General features: G+C 70.3%; 18 protein-coding genes. 10 read left to right on the forward strand and 8 right to left on the reverse strand.

Annotated elements, in window-relative coordinates; translation table 11 throughout:
- The first annotated feature begins 27 nt into the window (after nt 1-27).
- The 3 genes from LRS03_RS18155 (at nt 28) to LRS03_RS18165 (ending at nt 5,294) form a co-directional block, all read left to right on the forward strand.
- Entirely contained in the window at nt 28-498 is a 471-nt protein-coding gene (locus LRS03_RS18155; RefSeq protein ID WP_257827204.1) for a response regulator, read from the forward strand.
- Between the two features lie 261 nt (nt 499-759).
- Complete coding sequence (locus LRS03_RS18160; protein ID WP_257827205.1) at nt 760-2,694, forward strand: ligand-binding sensor domain-containing protein; 1,935 nt, start codon at nt 760-762, stop codon at nt 2,692-2,694.
- Nucleotides 2,577-5,294: a response regulator gene (locus tag LRS03_RS18165; protein WP_257829599.1), complete on the forward strand. Its 2,718-nt coding sequence runs from the start codon at nt 2,577-2,579 to the stop codon at nt 5,292-5,294. The genes LRS03_RS18160 and LRS03_RS18165 overlap by 118 nt, the downstream gene beginning before the upstream one ends.
- Before the next feature lie 14 nt (nt 5,295-5,308).
- Here the strand turns inward: LRS03_RS18165 and ftrA are convergent, their stop codons facing one another.
- Nucleotides 5,309-6,277, reverse strand: coding sequence for a transcriptional regulator FtrA (gene ftrA, locus LRS03_RS18170; protein WP_257827207.1), 969 nt, complete (start codon nt 6,275-6,277; stop codon nt 5,309-5,311).
- Nucleotides 6,278-6,378: 101 nt separating this feature from the next.
- Here ftrA and LRS03_RS18175 point away from each other — a divergent pair, with 101 nt between their 5' ends.
- From LRS03_RS18175 to LRS03_RS18190, 4 genes are read left to right on the forward strand one after another with little or no spacing between them, the layout of a single operon-like run.
- Complete coding sequence (locus tag LRS03_RS18175) at nt 6,379-6,783, forward strand: rhodanese-like domain-containing protein (RefSeq protein WP_257827209.1); 405 nt, start codon at nt 6,379-6,381, stop codon at nt 6,781-6,783.
- Nucleotides 6,780-7,238, forward strand: coding sequence for a GNAT family N-acetyltransferase (locus LRS03_RS18180; RefSeq protein WP_257827211.1), 459 nt, complete (start codon nt 6,780-6,782; stop codon nt 7,236-7,238). The genes LRS03_RS18175 and LRS03_RS18180 overlap by 4 nt, the downstream gene beginning before the upstream one ends.
- A gap of 18 nt (nt 7,239-7,256) precedes the next feature.
- Nucleotides 7,257-7,484 (forward strand): DUF167 domain-containing protein, encoded by a 228-nt coding sequence (locus LRS03_RS18185; protein WP_257827213.1) that lies wholly within the window; start codon nt 7,257-7,259, stop codon nt 7,482-7,484.
- 25 nt (nt 7,485-7,509) lie between these two features.
- Nucleotides 7,510-8,178, forward strand: coding sequence for a LysE family transporter (locus tag LRS03_RS18190; RefSeq protein WP_257827215.1), 669 nt, complete (start codon nt 7,510-7,512; stop codon nt 8,176-8,178).
- A gap of 6 nt (nt 8,179-8,184) precedes the next feature.
- Here LRS03_RS18190 and LRS03_RS18195 read toward each other — a convergent pair whose 3' ends face one another.
- The gene (locus LRS03_RS18195) at nt 8,185-9,876 is read right to left on the reverse strand and encodes a SulP family inorganic anion transporter (protein ID WP_257827216.1); all 1,692 of its coding nucleotides are present in this window, start codon (nt 9,874-9,876) and stop codon (nt 8,185-8,187) included.
- 87 nt (nt 9,877-9,963) lie between these two features.
- On the opposite strand from LRS03_RS18195, the gene LRS03_RS18200 reads away from it, so the two are divergent.
- On the forward strand, nt 9,964-10,326 hold the full coding sequence (locus LRS03_RS18200; protein ID WP_257827218.1) for a hypothetical protein: 363 nt from the start codon (nt 9,964-9,966) through the stop codon (nt 10,324-10,326).
- 12 nt (nt 10,327-10,338) lie between these two features.
- Here the strand turns inward: LRS03_RS18200 and LRS03_RS18205 are convergent, their stop codons facing one another.
- Entirely contained in the window at nt 10,339-11,352 is a 1,014-nt protein-coding gene (locus LRS03_RS18205; RefSeq protein WP_257827220.1) for a tripartite tricarboxylate transporter substrate binding protein, read from the reverse strand.
- A 146-nt stretch (nt 11,353-11,498) separates the two neighbouring features.
- On the opposite strand from LRS03_RS18205, the gene LRS03_RS18210 reads away from it, so the two are divergent.
- Nucleotides 11,499-13,607, forward strand: coding sequence for a sensor histidine kinase (locus tag LRS03_RS18210; RefSeq protein WP_257827222.1), 2,109 nt, complete (start codon nt 11,499-11,501; stop codon nt 13,605-13,607).
- On the opposite strand, the gene LRS03_RS18215 is transcribed toward LRS03_RS18210, so the two are convergent.
- From LRS03_RS18215 to LRS03_RS18235, 5 genes are all read right to left on the reverse strand, one after another.
- Nucleotides 13,598-14,956, reverse strand: a complete 1,359-nt coding sequence (locus LRS03_RS18215; protein WP_257827224.1) for a solute carrier family 23 protein — start codon at nt 14,954-14,956, stop codon at nt 13,598-13,600. The two genes, LRS03_RS18210 and LRS03_RS18215, sit on opposite strands and share 10 nt — an antisense overlap.
- A gap of 219 nt (nt 14,957-15,175) precedes the next feature.
- Entirely contained in the window at nt 15,176-15,373 is a 198-nt protein-coding gene (locus tag LRS03_RS18220; protein ID WP_257827226.1) for a hypothetical protein, read from the reverse strand.
- Between the two features lie 23 nt (nt 15,374-15,396).
- Nucleotides 15,397-15,642, reverse strand: a complete 246-nt coding sequence (locus LRS03_RS18225; RefSeq protein ID WP_257827228.1) for a hypothetical protein — start codon at nt 15,640-15,642, stop codon at nt 15,397-15,399.
- Nucleotides 15,643-15,825: 183 nt separating this feature from the next.
- Nucleotides 15,826-16,749 carry an alpha/beta fold hydrolase gene (locus tag LRS03_RS18230; protein ID WP_257827230.1) on the reverse strand — a complete coding sequence of 308 codons (924 nt, stop codon included), beginning with the start codon at nt 16,747-16,749 and terminating at the stop codon, nt 15,826-15,828.
- 192 nt (nt 16,750-16,941) lie between these two features.
- Nucleotides 16,942-17,556, reverse strand: coding sequence for a TetR/AcrR family transcriptional regulator (locus LRS03_RS18235; protein WP_257827232.1), 615 nt, complete (start codon nt 17,554-17,556; stop codon nt 16,942-16,944).
- A gap of 157 nt (nt 17,557-17,713) precedes the next feature.
- Between LRS03_RS18235 and LRS03_RS18240 the strand changes: the two genes are divergently transcribed.
- Nucleotides 17,714-19,552, forward strand: a complete 1,839-nt coding sequence (locus tag LRS03_RS18240) for a sensor histidine kinase (RefSeq protein ID WP_257827234.1) — start codon at nt 17,714-17,716, stop codon at nt 19,550-19,552.
- Nucleotides 19,553-19,556 lie beyond the last annotated feature (4 nt).

A 19,556-nucleotide genomic window follows, 5' to 3' on the forward strand; every position in this document is an offset into this window, starting at 1 on the left:
TGGCACCCCGTTTGCCGCAGCCGGGAGATGCCCTATCCCATCCCGCGCCGCATGCCCATCCGAGCCCTGGTCATCGACGACCATGTTGACGTTGCCAATGTCACCTGCGAGCTGCTCCAGCTCCTGGGGTGCAAGACCGCGGCTGCCTTCGGCGGCATCACCGGGGCGCGGCTGGCCGAGCTGTTCAAGCCCGACATCGTGTTCATGGACTTCGGCATGCCCGATCTGGATGGCGAGGGCGCACTGTCGCGCATTCGCCAGGCCGGGCGGGTGGATGCCGTGTTCGTCTGCATGACGGGCCGCGACGACCCTGACCTGCGCCAGCGCAGCCTTCAGGCGGGGTTCGACCATTTCCTGACCAAGCCGGTCGAACCGGAGGTGTTCGCGCGCCTGATCGAGCAGGTGCGTTCTGCGCCGCGTGGACCGAAAACCGAGGGCCTGTCGCCCCGGGACGCGGCGTTCGACGACCGATCCGTGCCGCCGCGGGCTCACTCCTGACGCGGAAACGTCGTCGGGGCCGGCAAACCCTGCAGCCGGAAATGCCGCCCGGGTGAAGGACCTGGAACTCGTCTCCGCAAGGTCCACAAGATCGTCGTTATCCCGGGGCACACAAGCTCTGGCGGCTGGCAATACTACGGCTCCGACCCGGGATGACGGTGGTCGTGCCATCCACCGCATGTCCGATCCGCCGAGTTCCAGGTCGCCGTCAATCTGCGCCGTGCACCGGTCGATCAGGGCGGTGGCGCGCGAGGGGGCGTCATGAACAGGCGGATCCGTCACGTCGTCGCGCTGTCCACCGCGTTTGTTGCGCTGGCGACAGGCGGGGCCTGTCGAGCACAAGACATTGCCGTCGTTGACGTGGCCCTCGTCGCGGGGGCGCCGCTGCAGTTCCACCCGCTGTCGGCGTCGTCCGCGCCCCTGCCCTTGCAGCGGATGGGCCAGGACCGCTACGGCTTTCTGTGGCTGAGTGCGTCCGATGGATTGCGACGCTACGACGGCCACGGTTTCATGAAGGTCCCGGAGCGCGAGAGCGCCCAGAGCGTCGGCCACATGATCGGCCAGTCGTTGGCGACCGACCGCGCGGGGCAGCTGTGGATCGGCGCCGACGATTCGCTCAACCGCTACGACCCGGCCACCGGCAGCTTCAAGCAGTACCGGTCACCGAACAACGACTGCGGCACCGTGGCGGTCGCCCACGACATCGTCGAAGACCCGGACGGGGTGATGTGGCTCGCGACCGACGACGGTGTGACGGCCCTCGATCCGGCCACGTCGAAGATGACCTGCCACCGCCCGCGCTACACGCCCTCGGTCGGCGAGACCCGCGTGATCGCGATGGCCGCCGCGAACGACGGCAGCCTGTGGATCACCAGCAGCGAGGGGCTCTACGCGCTCGATCGCCGCTCGGGCAAGGTCATGCGTCACATCAAGCTCGAAACCGGCGACGGACGCAAGTTCGTCAGCACGGGCTTTCCGGCCAGGCCCTTCCTGGACAGCAGTGGAACACTCTGGTTCGGCCTGTCCTTCGGTGGCGACCTGGCCTCGGTCGACGTCGCCAGCGGCGCCGTCACGGTGTATGCGTTCCGCAACGGCGGACTGCTGCCGAACGCGTCATCCGGCGTCGTCTCGATCCAGGAGGACCGCGACCGCGCGCTCTGGCTCGGCACGCACAAGCTCGGGCTGGTGAAGCTCACGCCCGATCGCCGGCAGGCCCTCTGGTACCAGAGCAACCCCGACGATCCGGATGGCTTGCGCGAGGACCTCGTCGTCGGCCTGTTCCGAGACCGCGACGAGAACTTCTGGACCTTGACGAAGGCCGGGGCGGTCTACCGCTTCGACTCGGAGCGTCCGCGATTCCGGTCGTACCGCCACCAGCGAGCGAACCCCACAAGCCTGGGCAAAGGCGGCGTGACCTCGGCCTACGCCGAAGACGCGGGCTCGCTGTGGATCGGCACAGACCGGGGCTTGAACCGGATCGACCGCAAGACGGATCAGGCCACGCAGATCGACCAGCCCGTCTTCGCACGCGGGGTCAGCGCGATCGCGAAGGACGAGGCGGGCCACCTGTGGTTCGGCACGAACGGCAACGGCCTCGTCCGCTTCGATCCAGGGTCCGGCCGCTACACGACGTTTGCCCACCGCGCCTCGGATCCACGTTCGCTCAACCACGATCGGGTCACGGCCCTGCGGGTCGATCGCGGCGGCCGCCTGTGGGTGGCGACGGACTTCGGCCTGAGCCGCTGGGAGCCGGAGACGCAAGACTTCTCCACCTACCGTCCACGCCCGGGTGGCCTGGTCCAGTACCGCTCGATCGCCGAGGATCCGAGCGGCGCGCTGTGGCTGGCGACCTTGTCGCACGGCCTGCAGCGCTTCGATCCCCGCTCGGGCAAATTCGAGGTCTTCGATACCCCGCTGCGCGCCGCGCAACCCCCGGCCACAACCGCGTCAACTCGGTCCACGTCGACCGCGCGGGCATGGTCTGGGCCGCGACCTTCCGCGGGCTCGGCAAGCTCGATCCGCGCAACGCGACGTTCACGTCCTACGCCTCCCGCTCCGGGCTGCCTGCCGACATGGCCATCGGCATCCTGGAAGAAGACGACGGGCGTCTGTGGATCAGCACGCCGAACGGTCTGTCGCGCTTCGATCCGCGCGCCGAGACCTTCACGAACTACCACGCGTCGGATGGCCTGTTGACCGACCGCTTCGCCAACCCTGCGGTTGCGGTCCGAGGTGCGAACGGCGAGATGTTCTTCGGCTCGCAGAAGGGCATGGTGGCGTTCTTTCCCTCGCAGTTCAACGGGCGCGAGCGCGCGCTGCCGGTGTACCTGACCGACCTGCGCCTGTTCGGTGAGCCTGTCGTGCCGGGCAGCGAGTCACTCGCGCAGCCCATCTGGTCCACCACGTCGCTGGCGCTGGAGCCGGACAGCATCGTCTCGTTCGAATTTGCCGCGCTGAACTATGTGGACCCGGTGCGCACGCGCTACCGGTACCGCCTGGATGGGCTCGAAGCGAAATGGAACGAGACCGACAGCACCCGGCGCAGCGCGACGTACACGACGCTGCCGCCGGGTGACTACACCTTCAGGGTCCAGGCGCGCGGCCCCCGCGGCGACTGGAACGAAAGCTCGCCTGCGCTGCGCCTGAACGTTCCGCCGCCGTGGTACGCGAGGTGGCCGTTCATCCTCCTGGCCGGCGCGGGGCTGCTCGCGACGCTCTGGCTCGTGTACCGCTGGCGTGTGCACCACCTGCACCGCCGGTTCGACGAGCATGAACGCGCCGCGCGCGCGCTGGCCGAAGACCTGGAGCGGCGCGTGCTCGAACGCACCGAAGAGCTCGCCCGCGCCCAGCATGCCGCAGAAGCCTCCACGCGGGCCAAGAGCGAGTTCCTCGCCAACATGAGCCACGAGATCCGCACGCCGATGAACGCCATCCTCGGCATGTCGTACCTGGCGCTGCAAACCGGGCTGGATGCGTGCCAGCGCAACTACATCGACAAGGTGCACCGCGCAGCCGAGTCGCTGCTCGGGATCATCAACGACATCCTCGACTTCTCGAAGATCGAAGCCGGCCGGCTGGAGATCGAGGACATCCCCTTCACCCTGGGCGACGTGCTGGACCAGCTCGCCACGCTGGTGGGCATGCGGGCCGAGGAAAAGGGGCTGGAGCTGCTGTTCGAGTTGCCGCCCGGGCTGCCGACCGCCCTCGTGGGCGACCCGTCGCGGCTCGGCCAGGTGCTGCTGAACCTGAGCAACAACGCCGTCAAGTTCACGGACCGCGGCGAGGTCACGGTGGCGGTGACCGAGGGCTCGCGCGATGGCGAGCGCGTGACGCTGCGCTTCGAGGTGCGCGACACCGGCATCGGCCTCTCGCCCGAGGCCCGCTCGCGCCTGTTCCAGCCCTTCACGCAGGCCGATGCCTCGACCAGCCGGCGCTATGGCGGCACCGGGCTGGGCTTGGCGATCTGCCGCCACCTTGTCGAGCGCATGGGCGGCGAGATCGGCGTCGACAGCGAGCCCGGCCGCGGGAGCTGCTTCCATTTCAGCGTGCCCTTCGGCCTGCAACCCCACGCCCCTCCGGCGCCGCAGGACGCCGACCTGCAGGGCATGCGCGTGCTCGTCGTCGACGACCACCCGGCGGCGCGCGAGCTCCTGCGCACGCTGGCGACGGCCTTCGGCCTGCAGGCCGAGACGGCCGCGGATGGCGCCGCGGCGCTGCAGGCGGTGGCACAGGCCGACGCGCAGGACCGGCCGTTCAAGCTGCTGCTGCTGGACTGGCACATGCCCGGCCTCGACGGCATCGGCTGCCTCGAGCGGCTGGAGAGCGCCGCCGACCGGCATGGCCCTCCGACGGTGCTGATGGTCACCGCCTTCAGCCGCGGCGAGGCCGAACGCCAGCTCGCCGCCCGCGGTGTGCACGTGGCCGGACTGCTGTCGAAGCCGGTCACGCCCTCGGGCCTGCTGGATGCCTGCGCCACCGCGCTCGGCCGTCCGCGTGCCGGGCCCAGCCGCAGCGAGCAGCGCCAGGAGCTGCTGCAGGCGCGCCAGGCCGGACTCACCGGCGCCCGCGTGCTGCTGGTCGAAGACAACCCCATCAACCAGGAGCTGGCGCGCGACCTGCTCAACCGCGCGGGCATCGTCGTCAACATCGCCGGAGACGGCCGCGAGGCGCTGGAGATCCTGGAAAGCGACCGCTTCGATGCCGTGCTGATGGACTGCCAGATGCCGGTGATGGATGGCTATGAGGCGACGCGAGCGCTGCGTCGTCGCCCTGAATTGAAAGACCTGCCGGTGATCGCGATGACCGCCAACGTCATGGCCGGCGACCGCCACAAGGTGCTCGAAGCGGGCATGAACGACCACGTGGCCAAGCCGATCCGCGTTGATGACCTGTTCGCCACGCTGGCGCGGTGGGTCCACCCCGCAGCGCCGAGCCCCGCGTCGCAGGAGGCGGAGGCGCCCGCGGTGGATGTGCGCGCCGGCCTCGCCGCCGTCATGGGCGACGAGGCGCTGTACCGGCGACTGCTGGGGATGTTCCGCGACCGCGAGCTCAATTTCGTCGCGCGCTTCCGTGACGCCTGCGATCGAGGCGACTGGGATGCCGCGACCCGGTTCGCCCATGACCTCAAGAGCGTCGCCGGCAGCCTCGGCATGCCGGCCCTGCAGCGCGCCGCCTCCGTGCTGGAAGAGTCGTGTCGCCTGCGCCGTGACGTGACGACCCTTGAACCGTTGCTGCAGGCCGTGCAGCGCCAGCTGGAGCCCGCGCTGGCCGGCTTGCGTGAGATGGGCGTGCCGTGAGGGCCTGATGGCCCTCAGGACGCCACCGCGAACTGCCGCCGGAACGTCGTCGGTGCCGGCAAACCCTGCAGCCGGAAATGCCGGCGCAGCGACTCGGGCGAGCCGAAGCCGGCCAGTTCGGCCACCTGCTCCATGTCGAGCCCGGCGTGCGACTCCAGCAGCTCCTTGGCGACCGAGATGCGTTCGCGCACCAGCCATTCGAGCGGCGTCTGGCCGGTCGCGTCCTTGAACTGGCGCTGCAGGGTGCGCACGCTCAGGCCGGCATGGGCGGCGAGCGTGGGCAGCGTGTGCCCGGCGCGCGGGTTGGCGCGCATCAGGTCGATCAGGCGGGCGATCGGGCTTTCTTCGTCGCGCGGCATCGGGCGCGGCACGAACTGCGCCTGCCCGCCTTCGCGGTGCGGCGGCATCACGAGCCGCTGCGCCACCAGGTTGGCGACCTTGGCGCCGTGGTCGCGGCGCACCAGGTGCAAGAGCATGTCGAGGCCGGCAGCCGAGCCGGCCGAGGTGATGACCTGGCCCTCGTCGATGTAGAGCGCGCTGGCGTCGACCTGCACGTCGGGGAAACGTTGTGCGAGCTTGTCGGCATAGCGCCAATGGGTGGTGACCCGTTTGCCGCCGAGCAGGCCTGCGTGCGCCAGCACGAAGACGCCCGAGCAGATCGAGGTCACGCGTGCCCCGCGTGCATGGGCCGAGCGCAGCGCCTTCAGCAGCGCTGGCGGTGGGGTTTCGTCGGCATCGCGCCAGCCGGGCACGACGATGGTGTCGGCCCGCCGCAAGGTGGCGAGGCCGTGCGGTGCTTCGACCGTCAGCCCGCCCATCGCGCGCAGCGGGCCGGGCTCGATGGCGCACACCGCATGCCGGTACCACTCGACGCCGAGCTCCGGCCGCTGCAGCGCGAAGAGCTCGACCGCGCAGCCGAACTCGAAGGTGCAGAGCTGGTCGTAGGCAAGGATCGCGACGAGGTGCTGCGGGGTTTTCGGCATGTCGCAATCTTACCGGCCGTTGTCATTCCAGCCACTGTTGAATTTGCGGGGGCGAACGCACACTGAAGCCATCGCAACGTCAACACCAGGAGAGGAACCACATGCCATCCACCGTCAGCCAGGTCGCCCCCGCCGCCGCGCACCGTGCCGTCGAGCATTTCCAGTCGGCGCTCGAATTCGAGACCGACTGCTGGGACGTGCACCACGCCATGAGCACCGGCCAGCAGGACTTCGTGCTGCTCGACGTGCGCAGCCCCGATCTCTACGCCAGGGGCCACGTGCCCGGTGCGCTGAACCTGCCGCACGGCAAGATCGTCGAGTCGAAGATGGCCGAGTGGCCGATGGACACGCTCTTCGTCACCTACTGCGCCGGCCCGCACTGCAACGGCGGCCACAAGGGTGCGCTGCGCCTGGCCAAGCTCGGCCGCAAGGTCAAGCTGATGATCGGCGGGGCGACCGGCTGGCTCGACGAAGGGTTCCAGCTCAAGGAAGGCCCGGCGCCGTGAGGGTGCGCCGCGCCACGGCGCGCGACGTGGTGCCGCTGCTCGCCTCGATGCACGCGCTGGCGGTGTTCGAAGGTTATGCCGCGGACTTCCGTGTCACCGCCGACGACCTGCTGGTGCGCGGCCTCGCGGGCAAGGGCGCGAAGCAGTTCACCGCCCTGGTGGCTGAAGACGTGCACGGCGCGCTGTGCGGCCACGCGGTGCTGGTCGTCACGCCCTTCACCTACGACCTGCGGCCAACCGTCGTGCTGAAGGAGCTGTACGTCGATGTGCGCCGCCGTCGCCAAGGGGTGGCCGAGAAGCTGCTGGATGGCGTTCGCGCCGAGGCGGTGGCGATCGGCGCCGGCCGCATCCGCTGGCTGGTGCTGCCGGGCAACGGGGCGGCGCAGCGGCTCTACCAGCGTTGGGGCGGCGCGCCCGACACGGCGTGGGAATCGTGGGAGATGCGCCTGCCGTGACGCTTACAGTGCGGCGCGATGAAGACATTGCAGGTGAAGGTCAAGCCGAACGCCCGCGCGAGCAGCCTCGCGCTGCAGGCGGACGGCACCTGGCTCGCGCAGCTCAAGTCGCCGCCGGTCGACGGCAAGGCGAATGAGGAGCTGATCGCCCTGGTGGCGCGCCACTTCGGCTGCCGCAAGGCGCAGGTGACGATCAAGAGCGGCGCGTCCGCGCGGCTCAAGTGGCTGCAGGTGACAGAAGGCTGAGGGCGCGGCCGCTACAGTCACCGGCATGACCATGCTCTTCGTCTCGGCCTTCCTGCTCGGCCTCATCTTCAACGCCACCCCGGGCGCCGTCTTCGCCGAGACGGTGAAGCAAGGTGTGCACGGCGGCTTCCGGCCGGCCTTGGCGGTGCAGATCGGCTCGCTGGTGGGCGACGCGCTGTGGGCGGTGCTGGGGCTGGTGGGCATCGGCCTGCTGCTGCAGCTCGACGCGCTGCGCCTGCCCATCGGCATCGCGGGCGTGGCCTACCTGCTCTGGCTCGCACGCGATGCGTGGCGCGCGGCCGGCCGCGAGTTCAGCCTCGAGCTGGGGGGCGAGGCGCAGCGCCAGCGGGCCCTCAAGTCCGGCGTGATGCTGTCGGTGACCAACCCGCAGAACGTCGCCTACTGGGCCGCGCTCGGCAGTGCGATGGGCGCGGTGGGCGTGGCCGCACCGACGAGCGCCGACTATGGCGTGTTCTTCGCCGGCTTCATGGCGTCTTCGATCCTGTGGTGCTTCGTCTGCGCCGCGATCGTCGACCGTGTCTTCAAGCGGGCAGGTCTGCGCTGGGCACGCGTCACCTACAAACTCTGCGCGCTGGCGTTCCTCGCGCTTGCGCTCGGCTCGGTGCGCGACCTGGCGCAGGAGGCACTGCGCAAGCCGGTGCGCGAGAAGCCGGTGGTGGTGACCCGGCCGTAGGCCGGTTCAGGGCGCCATGCCCTGCTCGTCACGCACCGCCTGGTGGTGGCTGAGGTAGAGGCGGCCCGCAAACCAGCGTGACCACTGCGCCGCGCGCAGGCCGTCGAGCACCGGGCCCTTCACTTCCGACAGGTCGAGCCGGATGCCGCGCTCGCGCAGCACCGTCTGCAGCGTGGCGAGCGCTTCGAGGCCGCTCAGGTCGATGCGGTTGACGGGGGTCATCTGCAGCACCACACGGCGGGTGTCGGGGTGGGCATCGAGGTGGCGCGCCACGAGTGCGGGCAACTGGCGGGCGTTGAGGAAGAGCAGGCTCTCGTCGACTCGCAGGCTGAGCACGCCGGGGGTCAGCTCGGTCGCGTAGCGCTCCACGTTGCGGTAGTGCTCGGTGCCCGGCACGCGGCCGATCAGCGCCGCATGCGGACGCGCGGCGTGCTGCAGCAGCAACGCGATCGAGATCACCACCCCCACGCCGAGCGCCCACTGCGCGGTGTGCAGCACGGTGATGGCCGCCACCAACCCCATCAGCAGCGCCTCGCGGCGCGAGTAGCGCCAGGCCTGGCCGAAAGCCTTCCACTCGGCGGCGGCGAGCACCGGCACCACGATGGTGGCGGCCAGCACGGCGCGTGGCAGCCAGGCGAGTGGCGCGGCCAGCAGCAGCGCGGCGAGCGCGAGCAGGAGTGCTGTCCACGCACCGGCCCAGCGGGTGCGGGCGCCGGCGTCGGCGTTGAGGGCGCTGCGCGAAAAGCTGCCGCCCACCGGCATGCCACCCGACACCCCCGCCACCAGGTTGGCCGCCGCCAGGCCCGCCAGCTCGCGCCGGCCGTCGACGTGCTCGCCACGCTGCAGCCCCAGGCGCTCGGCGACCGCGAAACTGCTGACGAAGGTGACGAGCGCGAGCAGCGTAGCCGAGGGCAGCAGTGCGAGCCAGAGATCGGCGTCGAGCAGAGGCAGGCCGAGTGGAAGCTGCAGCGTCGGCAAGGCGCCCACCACGGCGACACCGTGCGACGGCGAGGCCAGTGCCCAGGCCAGGGCGATCGCGAGGGCGATGACGGCGAGCGGCGCGGCGCGGCCCACGAGCTGTGCGAGGTCATGGCGGAGCCAACGTGCTGCAAGCGGCTGCAGGTGCCGGCGCGCCACCAGCAACAGCACCAGCGCACCCAGCCCGAAGGCCGCGGTGGCCAGGTGCAGCACCGGGCCGGTTTGTGCGGCCTCCCACCAGCTCTTGAGCAAGGCGCGCAGGTGAACGCCCTGCGCCGGGCTGCCCAGCAGCGCCGGCAGCTGCGACAGCGCGATCGAGATCGCCGCGCCGACCGAGAAGCCCTGCAGGACCGGCGCGCTCAAGAGGGCGGCGAGTGCGTCGAGCTTGAGCGCGGCGGCAAGCGCCAGCAGCAGCCCCACCTCGCAGGCGAGCACCAGCGCCGCCGCGGCCGGGTCGACCTGACCCGCGAGCGGAGCGATGGCCTGCAGCGTCATCAGTGCGAGCACCGCGGCCGGGCCGACGGCGTTGACGCTGCTGGCACCGACCAGCGCATAGGCGACCAGCGGCAACACGCTCGCGTACAGCCCCACCTGCGGCGGCAGCCCGGCGAGCAGCGCATACGCGAGGCTTTGCGGGATCAGCAGCACCGCGACGATGGCCGCGGCGAGCAGGTCGTCGCGCAGGCTGTCGCGTCGGTAGGAAGGCGTGGGTGTGGGCATCGGCAAGAGGTGGCGTTGATTTTGCGCCAGCTTGACGCGCGGCATGCTGCGCCGCACCATGCCGCGATCCACTCAGGGAGACCCGCCATGCCCACATCGAACTGGAATTTCAGTCCCAACATCCACTGGCCGCTGAGCGGCTCGGTGACGCAGGACATCAGCCCGAGCCTGGTGTTTCGCGCGAAGGACGCGCAGGTCGAGATCCGGGTGCTGCGGGAAGTGGCGTCCTACGGCCGGCAGATCGGCAAGCTGAGCGAGGTGCTGCTGAAGGTGGTGGACGCGCTGCCCAAGGGCAAGCTCGACGACGCCACGGTCGAGACCGTGGGCCAGCTGCGCGTGATGGCCGAGAACATCCGGCGCATCAAGGAAGACGAGAAGGTGCTGCCCAGCACCGAAGAGGAAGCGCGTGCGATGGTGGCCGACCTGAAACGGCTCTACCCCGGCATCTGAGCGGAGTCCGCCTCAGTCCACCTTCGCGCCCGACACCTTCACCACCTGCTCCCACTTCTTGGTCTCGGCCGCGATGTAGGCCGCGAACTCGGCCGGTTTGATGCCGCTCGGGATGGCGCCTTGCGCGAGCAGCCGCTCCTTGAGTTCGGGTGCGCCGAGCGCCTTGGCCGCTTCCTGCTGCACGCGGTTGACGATGTCGGCCGGGGTGCCGGCAGGCGCGAGCAGGCCGAACCAGGAGCTGGCCTCGAAGCCCTTCACGCCAGCCTCGGCGATGGTGGGCACGTCGGGCAGTGCCGCGCTGCGCTGCGCGGTGGTCACGCCCAGTGCTTTCAACTTGCCGGCCTTGATGTGCGGCATGGCCGAGGGCAGGTTGTCGAACATCAGGTCCATCGTGCCGCCGATCAGGTCGAGCAGTGCCGGGCCCGAGCCGCGGTAGGGGAAGTGCACGAGGAAGGTCCCGGTCATGCTCTTGAAGAGTTCGCCCGAGAGGTGGATCGAGGTGCCGTTGCCGCTCGACGCCATGTTGAGCCGGCCGGGGTTGGCCTTTGCGTACTTGATGAGATCGGCCACCGAGTTGATCTTGGCGGCCTCGGCGCGCGCCGGGTTCATCACCAGCACATTGGGCACGCCGGCCACGAGCGTGACGGGGGCGAAGTCCTTGATGGGGTCGAAGGGCATCTTGGGGTACAGCGACTGGTTGATGCCGTGCGTGCCCACCGTGCCCATCAGCAGTGTGTAGCCATCGGCCGGTGACTTGGCCACCAGGTCGGCGCCCACGTTGCCGCCCGCACCCGGCTTGTTCTCGACGACGAACGACTGGCCGAAGGCGCGGCTCAGCTCGGGGGCCAGCGCGCGGGCAAGGATGTCGGTGGTGCCGCCGGGGGCGAAGGGCACGACGATGCGCACCGGCTTCGCGGCGGGCCAGGCACCCTGCGCCCAGGCGCCGGGTGCCGCCACGACGGCAGCACCAGCGGCCAGCGCTTGGCGGCGGTTGATCCAGTTTGGAACAGCTTTGGGGCAAGGCATGCGACAAGACTCCGAGGCAGTGACCACCTCAGTGTGCAACAGCGAAGCGGCGCGGCAATAGTGGGTATTTCGAGCAGGGGCAGCACTTCCCAAGCCCAGAGGGCTGTGCCAAAGTGGGTCGACCACTGCACCGCGGCGTGAAGACCTTGAGTGAACCACCCGTGAGCCCGCAAGACCTCGCTGCGATCATCGGGCGGGTGCAGTCCCGCTATATCCGCGCGGCGCCGCCGCGCGAGGTGTTCGACCCGCTGCTGGTCGACCTGCTCGACTGCACCGGCAGCGAGTACGGCTTCATGGCCGCCGTGCTGCACGATGAGCAGGGCCAGCCCTTCCTGCGCATGGAGGTGCTGACCGACATCTCCTGGAACGACGCCACACGGGCGCTGGTGGAGCGCCACCTGCGCGGCGGTGAAGGCGACGCACTCGAATTCCACAACCTGCAGACCCTCTTTGGCCACGCGGTGCGCACGGGCGAGGTGGTCATCGCCAACAAGCCGGGCCTGGACCCGCGGCGTGGCGGCGGCCTGCCGGCGGGGCACCCGCCGATGCGCTCGTTCCTTGGCGTGCCGCTCTTCCACGGCGGCGAGATGGTCGGCCAGCTCGGCTTGGCCAACCGCGACGGTGGCTACGACCAGGCGCTGGTCGAGCGCCTGCAGCCGCTCTTCACCAGCGTGGCGGCCATCATGGGTGCGGTGCGTGCCGAGCGTGAGCGCACCGCGGCCGAGCAGGCGCTGCGCGCGCAGCAGGTGCAGCTGCAGGCCACCGTCGACCTGGCCGGCGTGGGCATCGTCGAACTCTCGCTCGACGGCATGCCGCGCATGGTCAACCAGCGCATGTGCGACATGCTCGGGCGCACGCGCGACGCGCAGCTGAAGCTGCACACCGATCAGGTCACGCACCCCGACGACCTGCCCGCCGAGCGCACGCTGCGTGCGCGCCTGCTGGCCGGCGAATTCCCGCGCTATCACAGCGCCAAGCGCTTTCTGCACGCCGAGGGACACGCGGTCTGGGTGAATGCGAACACCACGCTCGTGCGCAAGGCCGACGGCAGCCCCGACTACCTGATCGTGGTGGCCGAAGACACCACCGAGCGCATGCAGGCCGACGCCGCGCTGCGCAGCAGCCAGCAGCGCTTTCTCGATCTCGTGAACTCGGTCGACGGCATCTTCTGGGAGGCCGACTTCGAAGAGCGCCGCTTTACCTACGTGAGTGACAAGGCCGAGGCCATCACCGGCTTCGCGCCGGAGCGCTGGATGGAGCGGAAGTTCTGGTCCCGGCAGGTGCACCCCGACGACCGCGACCGCGCGGTGAACGAGGTCATCGCGGTGCAGCTGGCGGGCTCGCCGCAGTCGATCGAGTACCGCTTCATCGCCGCCGACGGGCGGGTGCTGTGGATGAGCAGCCTCGTCACCGTGCTGCAAAGCGAAGACGGCCGCCGCCTGCTGCGCGGCCTGATCATCGACGCCACCGCGCGCAAACGCGCCGAAGAGAACGAGCTGGCCGCCCAGGCCGCGCTGCGCGCAAATGCGGCCAAGACGCAGTTCCTCTCGCGCATGAGCCACGAGCTGCGCACGCCGCTCAACGCGGTGCTCGGCTTCGCGCAGCTGCTGGTGCTCGACACCGCGCAGCCGCTCACGCCCGCGCAGCGCGCCCGCGTCGAACACATCTCGCAGGCCGGCGCACACCTGCTCGCGATGATCAACGACGTGCTCGATCTCTCGCGCATCGAGAGCGGCGGTGTCTCGCTGACGCCCGCGGTGGTGCCCGTCTACCTCGTCGTCAGCGAGGCGATGGCGCTGGTGGCCAATGCCGCCGCCGAGGCCAGCGTCACGATGCAGGTCGACCGCAGCCAGCGCGAACTGGCGGCCATCACCACCTGCGTGCGGGCCGACCACCTTCGGCTGCGGCAGGTGCTGGTCAACCTGCTCAGCAACGCGATCAAGTACAACCGGCCGGGCGGCAGCGTGGTGGTGCGCTGGCCGGTGCGCGTCGACGGCCAGGTGCTGCTGCAGGTGCAAGACACCGGCATCGGCCTCAGCGCCGCGCAGCAGGAGCACCTGTTCGAGCCCTTCAACCGGCTGGGCATCGAGCGCAGCGGCATCGAAGGCACCGGCATCGGCCTTGTGATCACGCAGCGGCTGATGCAGGTGATGGGCGGGCGCCTCACCGTCGAGAGCACGGTGGGCGTGGGCAGCTGCTTCACCGCCACCCTGCCCGAAGCGCACCCGGTGGGCGCGCAGCCGGTTCAGGCCTGATCGGCCTTCCGGCGCCCGAGCAGCGCCCACAACGCGATCGCCCCGAAGGTGGCGGTGCCGATGCCGCCGAGCGCCCAGCCGCCGAACTTGAGCGTGAAGTCGCCGGTGCCGAGGATGAGCGTGATCGCCGCGACGAGCAGGTTGCGGTTGTCGCTGAAGTCGACCTGGTTGTCGACCCAGATCTTCGCCCCCGCCACCGCGATGAGGCCGAAGACGACGATGCTCACGCCGCCCATCACCGCGAGCGGAATGGTCTGGATCAGCGCGCCGAATTTCGGGCTGAAGCCGAGCACGATGGCGATCAGCGCCGCCACGACGAACATCGCCGTCGAGTAGATCTTGGTCGCCGCCATCACGCCGATGTTTTCGGCGTAGGTGGTGACGCCCGTGCCGCCGGCGGCACCGCTCACGACGGTGGCCACGCCGTCGCCGATGAAGGCGCGGCCGAGCATCGGGTTGAGGTCGCGCCCGGTCATCGCGCTCACCGCCTTGATGTGGCCGAGGTTCTCGGCCACGAGGATCAGCGCCACGGGTGCGATCAGCAGCATCGCCTCACCGCTGAACACCGGCGCGGCGAACTTCGGCAGACCGATGAACGGTGCGGCGGCGACGGCCGAGAAGTCGATCGGCTTGCCCAGGCCGAAGCCGTTGGTCAGCACGCCGTAGACCACGCTCGCTGCGATCAGCCCGACCAGGATCAGGAGCCGCTGCGCCATGCCGCGTGTGTACACCGCGACGAGGCCGACGCTCACGAAGGTGACGGCCTGCATCCACGCATCGAACGCGGTCGGTGCCATGTTCTTGATCGGCACGCTGGCGAGGTTCAAGCCGATCACCGCGACCACCGAGCCGGTGACGACGGGGGGCATCAGGCGCTCGATCCAGTGCACCGCGCGGCCCTGCTCCACCTCGTCGACCTCCAGCCCGGCGATGGTGCTGGAGCGGAAGTGGCGCTCGTTGGTGAAATGCACCAGCACGCCGATCAGCGTGTAGATCACGCCGCAGGCGATGATGCCGCCGAGCGCCACGCCGAGGTTGCCGTTGGCGCCCTTGCCGGCGTAGCCGCTGGCGGCGATCACCACGCCGATGAAGGCGAAGCTCGAGCCGAGGTAGCTCGGCACCTGGCCGCCCACGATGAAGAAGAAGATCAGCGTGCCCACGCCGCTCATCAGGATGGCGACGTTGGGGTCGAAGCCCATCAAGAGCGGCGCCAGCACCGTGGCGCCGAACATCGCGATCACGTGCTGCACGCCCATCGCAAACGTCTGCGGCCAGGGCAGGCGCTCATCGGGCGCGACCACGATGCCGGGAACGGGGCGCTTGACGCGCCATTCGGGGAAGAGGCTCATGAAGGCTCCTTGCACGCGCTGTGGTGCGCGGCAGTGTAGGAGCCCGGGGGATCAGTGCGTCATGGGGGATGACGCTCTCGACAAGCGGCCAAAAAAATAGGGAAGCGGGACAGGTTCTGGGAGCTCGCTCTCATCCACCCCAGGTTGCCCGCTTCCCTCGGACGTCACACGTCGAAAAACCCTCTCTCACTAAACCAACAAAACTCGGACTACGAAAACTCAGCGGCCGTTGCGGGGGTTGAGCCCTGGCGGCGGAAACAGCGACAGCTGCGCCGGCGTGCGGCTGGGCTGCAGCACCTTGAACGAACGGTCGGCGGGCAGCGTGGCCCAGCTCGAATCGGGGGCGACGCGCCGCTGCACCGGCGCACGTGCCGTGCTCGGCAGGGTCACGCGGGACACGCTCTGCGGCTCGTTCATGGCGGCGCCCTCTTGTCGTCAGGTCAGTGGCCGACCAGCCAGCGGCTGGGGGCGAATTCGCTCGCGCGCACGGCCAGCGACTGTGCGGCCGGTGGGGCCAGCACGCTGGCGGCGCGGCTGAGCCAGCTGCTCAGGTCGGCCTGGCGCGGCGCGGCCGGTTGGGCCAGGCGCAGCATCGACGAGGCACCGCCACGGCAGCTCGGGGCGGCCGGGCGCACACGGCGCGATGCTTGGGAAGCAGAGGAGGCAGAGCGATGGAACAGCGGCATGTCACGACGTCCTGTGGTGTCTCGCTCGCAGGGGCCTCGGGGAGGGCTCGTGCGGCGGTATGCGACCTCAGGCGCAGCTTCCGTGCCAGTGCTGACTTGCGCTTTTTCGTGAGACTTTCGACAGCGCCAGCCGCGTTTTGATGGTCGGCGCAGCCGTTTTGTGGCCCAAGCGTAAGCGGGGCGTTACATCCCTGACCCGTTTGGTCGCCCGTCGGCCTGCAGGTGAGCGGTGACGGCCTTCAGCACCGCCGCATCGGCCAGCACCCGCCGGTGGCCGAGGGTGCGGGTGACGACCAGCGTCGCGCCGCGCACCGCCTGCGCCAGCCGTTGGCCCACGGCCAGTGGCGACACGCGGTCGTTCTCGTCGTGCACGACCAGCGTCGGCTGGGCCACGCGCGGGCCGAGCCAGCCGGGGTCGAAGCGCTGCAGTGGCACACCCTCCACCCGCTCGATCGCCAGGCCCATGCGCTGCGGCAGGCTGTCGCCGAGCGAGAGGCTGCGCGCAAACCATTGAAGAAAGAGTGCCGGTGGCGGCGACGGTGCGAGCAGCGCGAGGCGCTGGACCGGCAGGCCGCTGGCCGCCGCATGCGCCGCGGCCACCGCGCCGAGCGAATGCGCGACCACCCCGTGCAGCGGCCCGAGCCGGGCCGAGGCCGCCCACAGCGCCCGGGTGAACTGCGGCAGCGTGGCGCGCCAGCCGGCGCTGCGTCCGTGCGCCGGGAAGTCGAGCATCACCGGGTCGAGCCCGGCCGCGTGGAGCGCGTCGGCCAGCGCGCGCATCTGTTGCGCGTCGCCGGCCCAGCCGTGCACCAGCAGCACGGTGGGTCGCTCGCCCTCGCCTTCCGGGACGCGGCGGTAGACCGCCATCGTGCCCTGCTCGAAGGGCCAGTGCTCCACCTGCCAGCCGGGCGGCACCGGGCGCCGCCGCGCCGCGAGCTTGAGCGGCATCGGGGTGAAGAAGAGCCGCAGCGCAAGCCGCGTCGAGGCGCCTGGCGCGACCGACTGCGACAGGCGCAACGCCCGTCCCAGGCTTCGCGCGACGAGGCCGGCATAGAAGGCCGCGGCGGGGTTGGCCGCCGCTGCTGCGGCCACGGTCGGGGTCGTCATCTCAGGCCCCCAGTTCGAAATCGGCATTGCGTCGCGGCACCGAGGGCCACACCCCTTGCACCCAGGCGCCGGCCCAGACCAGCGCGCCCACGAGTCCGAGCAGTACAACGATCAACATGGTTCAACTCCTTTGTCGCACGATCGTGCGAAGTGAGGCCAGCAAAAACGTCGAAGGGTCCCTCACAGGCCGGATCAACGTGGGGAAGAAACTTGCAGCGAGCGGATGATCCGCTCGTAGGCGGTCCAGGCGCGGTCGGCGGCGCGCGGGTCGCGCAGGAAACGCGCTTCGCGCATCAAGGCCACGAAGAGGCCGTCGATCTCGAACACGAGCTGGTCGGGGTCGAGGTCGGCCGGCAGGTGGCCGACCTCCACCGCCTGCAGCACCGTGCGCCGCAGCGCCGAGCGCCAGCGTTGCACGTGGGTGAGCAGCAGCTCGCGCAGCGGTCCTTCGCGGTCGTCGAATTCGAAGGCACCGGCGCTGTAGAGGCAGCCCATCTTGATCTCGACGTCGCGGGCGCGCTGCATCCACAGCCGCATGATCGCGTTGAGCCGCGGCAGCCCGCGCGGCTCGCGCATCGCGGGGGTGAAGACATCGGCCAGGAACCGGCGGCCGTACTCGTCGATCACCGCGGCCTGCAGCGCCTCGCGCGAGCCGATGCGCGAGAACACGCCGCTCTTCGAGAGGCCCAGGCGCTTGGCCACTTCCCCGATGGTGAGGCTGTCGAGCCCATCGGCGGCGGCCATCGCGAGCGAGGTGTCGAGGATCGCGGCCAGCGTCAGCTCGCTGCGTTCGGTCTTGGTTTCCATGGGCACTATGTTCGCACGATCGTGCGAAGTGTCAAGCCCCTGCCTGGCGTGTGGTTTTCCCCTTGCGTGACGTGCCTCACAAAAGGCATGGACTCGCATCGACAGCCCCGGGCGCCCCGTGTACAACCCGGCAGATCGCGACGCTGGGAGAGGACGTGTGAGGCACGACGCGCGGGTGCTGGGGCGCAAGCGGTGGGCGGCGGTCGTGGGCCCGTTGCTCGGGGTGGTGGCGCTGCTCGCGGGCCTCACCGTGCTGAGCATCGATTTGCTCTCGGCGGCACGTGCCTACGTGGGCGGTGAAAGCCTGTGGTCCAAGGCCCAGAAAGACGCCGTCTACCACCTCGAGCGCTACATCGCCACGCGCGACGCGCAGGAGTACCGCCAGTTCGAGGAGGCGCTGGCGGTGCCGCTCGGTGACCGTCGCGCCCGCCTGGCGCTCGAACAGAAGCCGCCCGACCGCGAGGCCGCACGCCAGGGATTTCTCGCCGGCGGCAACCACCCCGACGATGTCGACGGCATGGTCAACCTCTTCGTGCGCTTCCGCCACGTGAGCTTCATGGCGGCGGCCATCGACATCTGGGCCGAGGCCGATCAGCAGATCGCGCAGCTGTCAGCGCTCGGCCGCGAGATCCAGGAGCGGGTGTCGGCGGGCGACACCCGCTCGCGCGAATTCAACGCACTGGCCGCCGAACTGCCGCGCCTCAACCAGCGCCTCACCGATCTGGAAAAGCGTTTCTCGGCCACGCTCGGCGAAGCCTCGCGCACCGTGGGCCGGCTGGTGCTGGCGGTCACGCTCGCACTGGCGGTGCTGCTCACCGCTGCCGCGGCGTGGCTCACCCATCGCCTGATGCGCGCCCAGGCGCACGCCGAACACGAGCTGCTGCTCGCCAACGAGCGCTGGACGCTCGCCGCCGACGCCGCCGGCATCGGCCTCTTCGAATGGGACCTGCACACCAAGCTGTCCCGCATCGACGCGCGGGGTGCGGCGGTCTACGGCCTGCCGCCCGAGCCACTCGAACTCGAAGGCGGCAAGCTCACGCTGTCGCGCATCCACCCCGAAGACGAGCCGCACTTCCGCCAGAGCCTTGCGCAGGCGACGTCGAGTCCCACTTCGACCACGGTGCGTTACCGCGTGCTGCTCGTAGACGGCAGTGCGCGCCACGTCGAGGCGGTGGCCCGCATGCGCCCGGCCGACGGCGACGTCGGGCCGCGCCTGATCGGCACGCTGCGCGACGTGACGCGCGAGGTGCTGGCCGCCCAGGCGATGCTCGACAAGGAAGCCGCCGAACGGGGCAGCCGCGCCAAGAGCGAATTTCTCTCACGCGTGAGCCACGAGCTGCGCACACCGCTCAACGCCGTGCTGGGCTTTGCCGAGCTGCTGCACACCGACCCGCGCGAGCCGCTGACGGCGGGGCAGGCGGCCCGCGTCGAGCATGTGATCGACGCCGGGCGCCATCTGCTGGCGCTGATCGACGACATCCTCGACCTGAGCGAATCGGACGACGCGGCGCCGCAGGCGCTGCCGCTGCAGCCGGTGCTGCTGGGGGCGGCGGTGCAGGTGAGCGTCGAGCGCCTGCGGCCGATGGCCGAGCGCCAGCAGGTGCAGGTGCGGGCCGACCTGCCCGAGCATGCGCTCTATGTGCTCGCCGACCCGCGGCGGCTGTCGCAGGTGCTGGCGCATCTGCTGTCGAACGCGATCAAGTTCAACCGGCGCGGCGGCGACGTGAAGGTCTCGTGCGAGTCGCTCGGGGACGAGGTGCGCATCCGGGTGCACGACACCGGCCACGGCCTGCGCGCCGACCAGCTGGCGCAGCTCTTCCAGCCCTTCAACCGCCTGGGCGCGGAAGCCAGCCGCACGCCCGGCAGCGGGCTCGGCCTGGTGGTGGTGCAGCAGCTGCTCAAGCGCCAGCAAGGCCGCATCGCACTGACCAGCACCGCCGGCATCGGCACCTGCGTCGAGGTGCACCTGCAGGCTGCGCCGGCCCCTGTGGCTTGACGGA

Source organism: Rhizobacter sp. J219 (genome assembly GCF_024700055.1).
Taxonomy (GTDB): Bacteria; Pseudomonadota; Gammaproteobacteria; order Burkholderiales; family Burkholderiaceae_C; genus Rhizobacter.

What these genes read in the sequence shown, in the direction of transcription:
- LRS03_RS18155 (WP_257827204.1), top strand. Translation starts at nt 28, where the DNA reads ATGCCCTATCCCATCCCGCGCCGCATGCCCATCCGAGCCCTGGTCATC.
- LRS03_RS18160 (WP_257827205.1), top strand. Translation starts at nt 760, where the DNA reads ATGAACAGGCGGATCCGTCACGTCGTCGCGCTGTCCACCGCGTTTGTT.
- ftrA (WP_257827207.1), bottom strand. Translation starts at nt 6,277, where the DNA reads ATGCCGAAAACCCCGCAGCACCTCGTCGCGATCCTTGCCTACGACCAG.
- LRS03_RS18175 (WP_257827209.1), top strand. Translation starts at nt 6,379, where the DNA reads ATGCCATCCACCGTCAGCCAGGTCGCCCCCGCCGCCGCGCACCGTGCC.
- LRS03_RS18185 (WP_257827213.1), top strand. Translation starts at nt 7,257, where the DNA reads ATGAAGACATTGCAGGTGAAGGTCAAGCCGAACGCCCGCGCGAGCAGC.
- LRS03_RS18190 (WP_257827215.1), top strand. Translation starts at nt 7,510, where the DNA reads ATGACCATGCTCTTCGTCTCGGCCTTCCTGCTCGGCCTCATCTTCAAC.
- LRS03_RS18195 (WP_257827216.1), bottom strand. Translation starts at nt 9,876, where the DNA reads ATGCCCACACCCACGCCTTCCTACCGACGCGACAGCCTGCGCGACGAC.
- LRS03_RS18200 (WP_257827218.1), top strand. Translation starts at nt 9,964, where the DNA reads ATGCCCACATCGAACTGGAATTTCAGTCCCAACATCCACTGGCCGCTG.
- LRS03_RS18205 (WP_257827220.1), bottom strand. Translation starts at nt 11,352, where the DNA reads ATGCCTTGCCCCAAAGCTGTTCCAAACTGGATCAACCGCCGCCAAGCG.
- LRS03_RS18215 (WP_257827224.1), bottom strand. Translation starts at nt 14,956, where the DNA reads ATGAGCCTCTTCCCCGAATGGCGCGTCAAGCGCCCCGTTCCCGGCATC.
- LRS03_RS18220 (WP_257827226.1), bottom strand. Translation starts at nt 15,373, where the DNA reads ATGAACGAGCCGCAGAGCGTGTCCCGCGTGACCCTGCCGAGCACGGCA.
- LRS03_RS18225 (WP_257827228.1), bottom strand. Translation starts at nt 15,642, where the DNA reads ATGCCGCTGTTCCATCGCTCTGCCTCCTCTGCTTCCCAAGCATCGCGC.
- LRS03_RS18230 (WP_257827230.1), bottom strand. Translation starts at nt 16,749, where the DNA reads ATGACGACCCCGACCGTGGCCGCAGCAGCGGCGGCCAACCCCGCCGCG.
- LRS03_RS18235 (WP_257827232.1), bottom strand. Translation starts at nt 17,556, where the DNA reads ATGGAAACCAAGACCGAACGCAGCGAGCTGACGCTGGCCGCGATCCTC.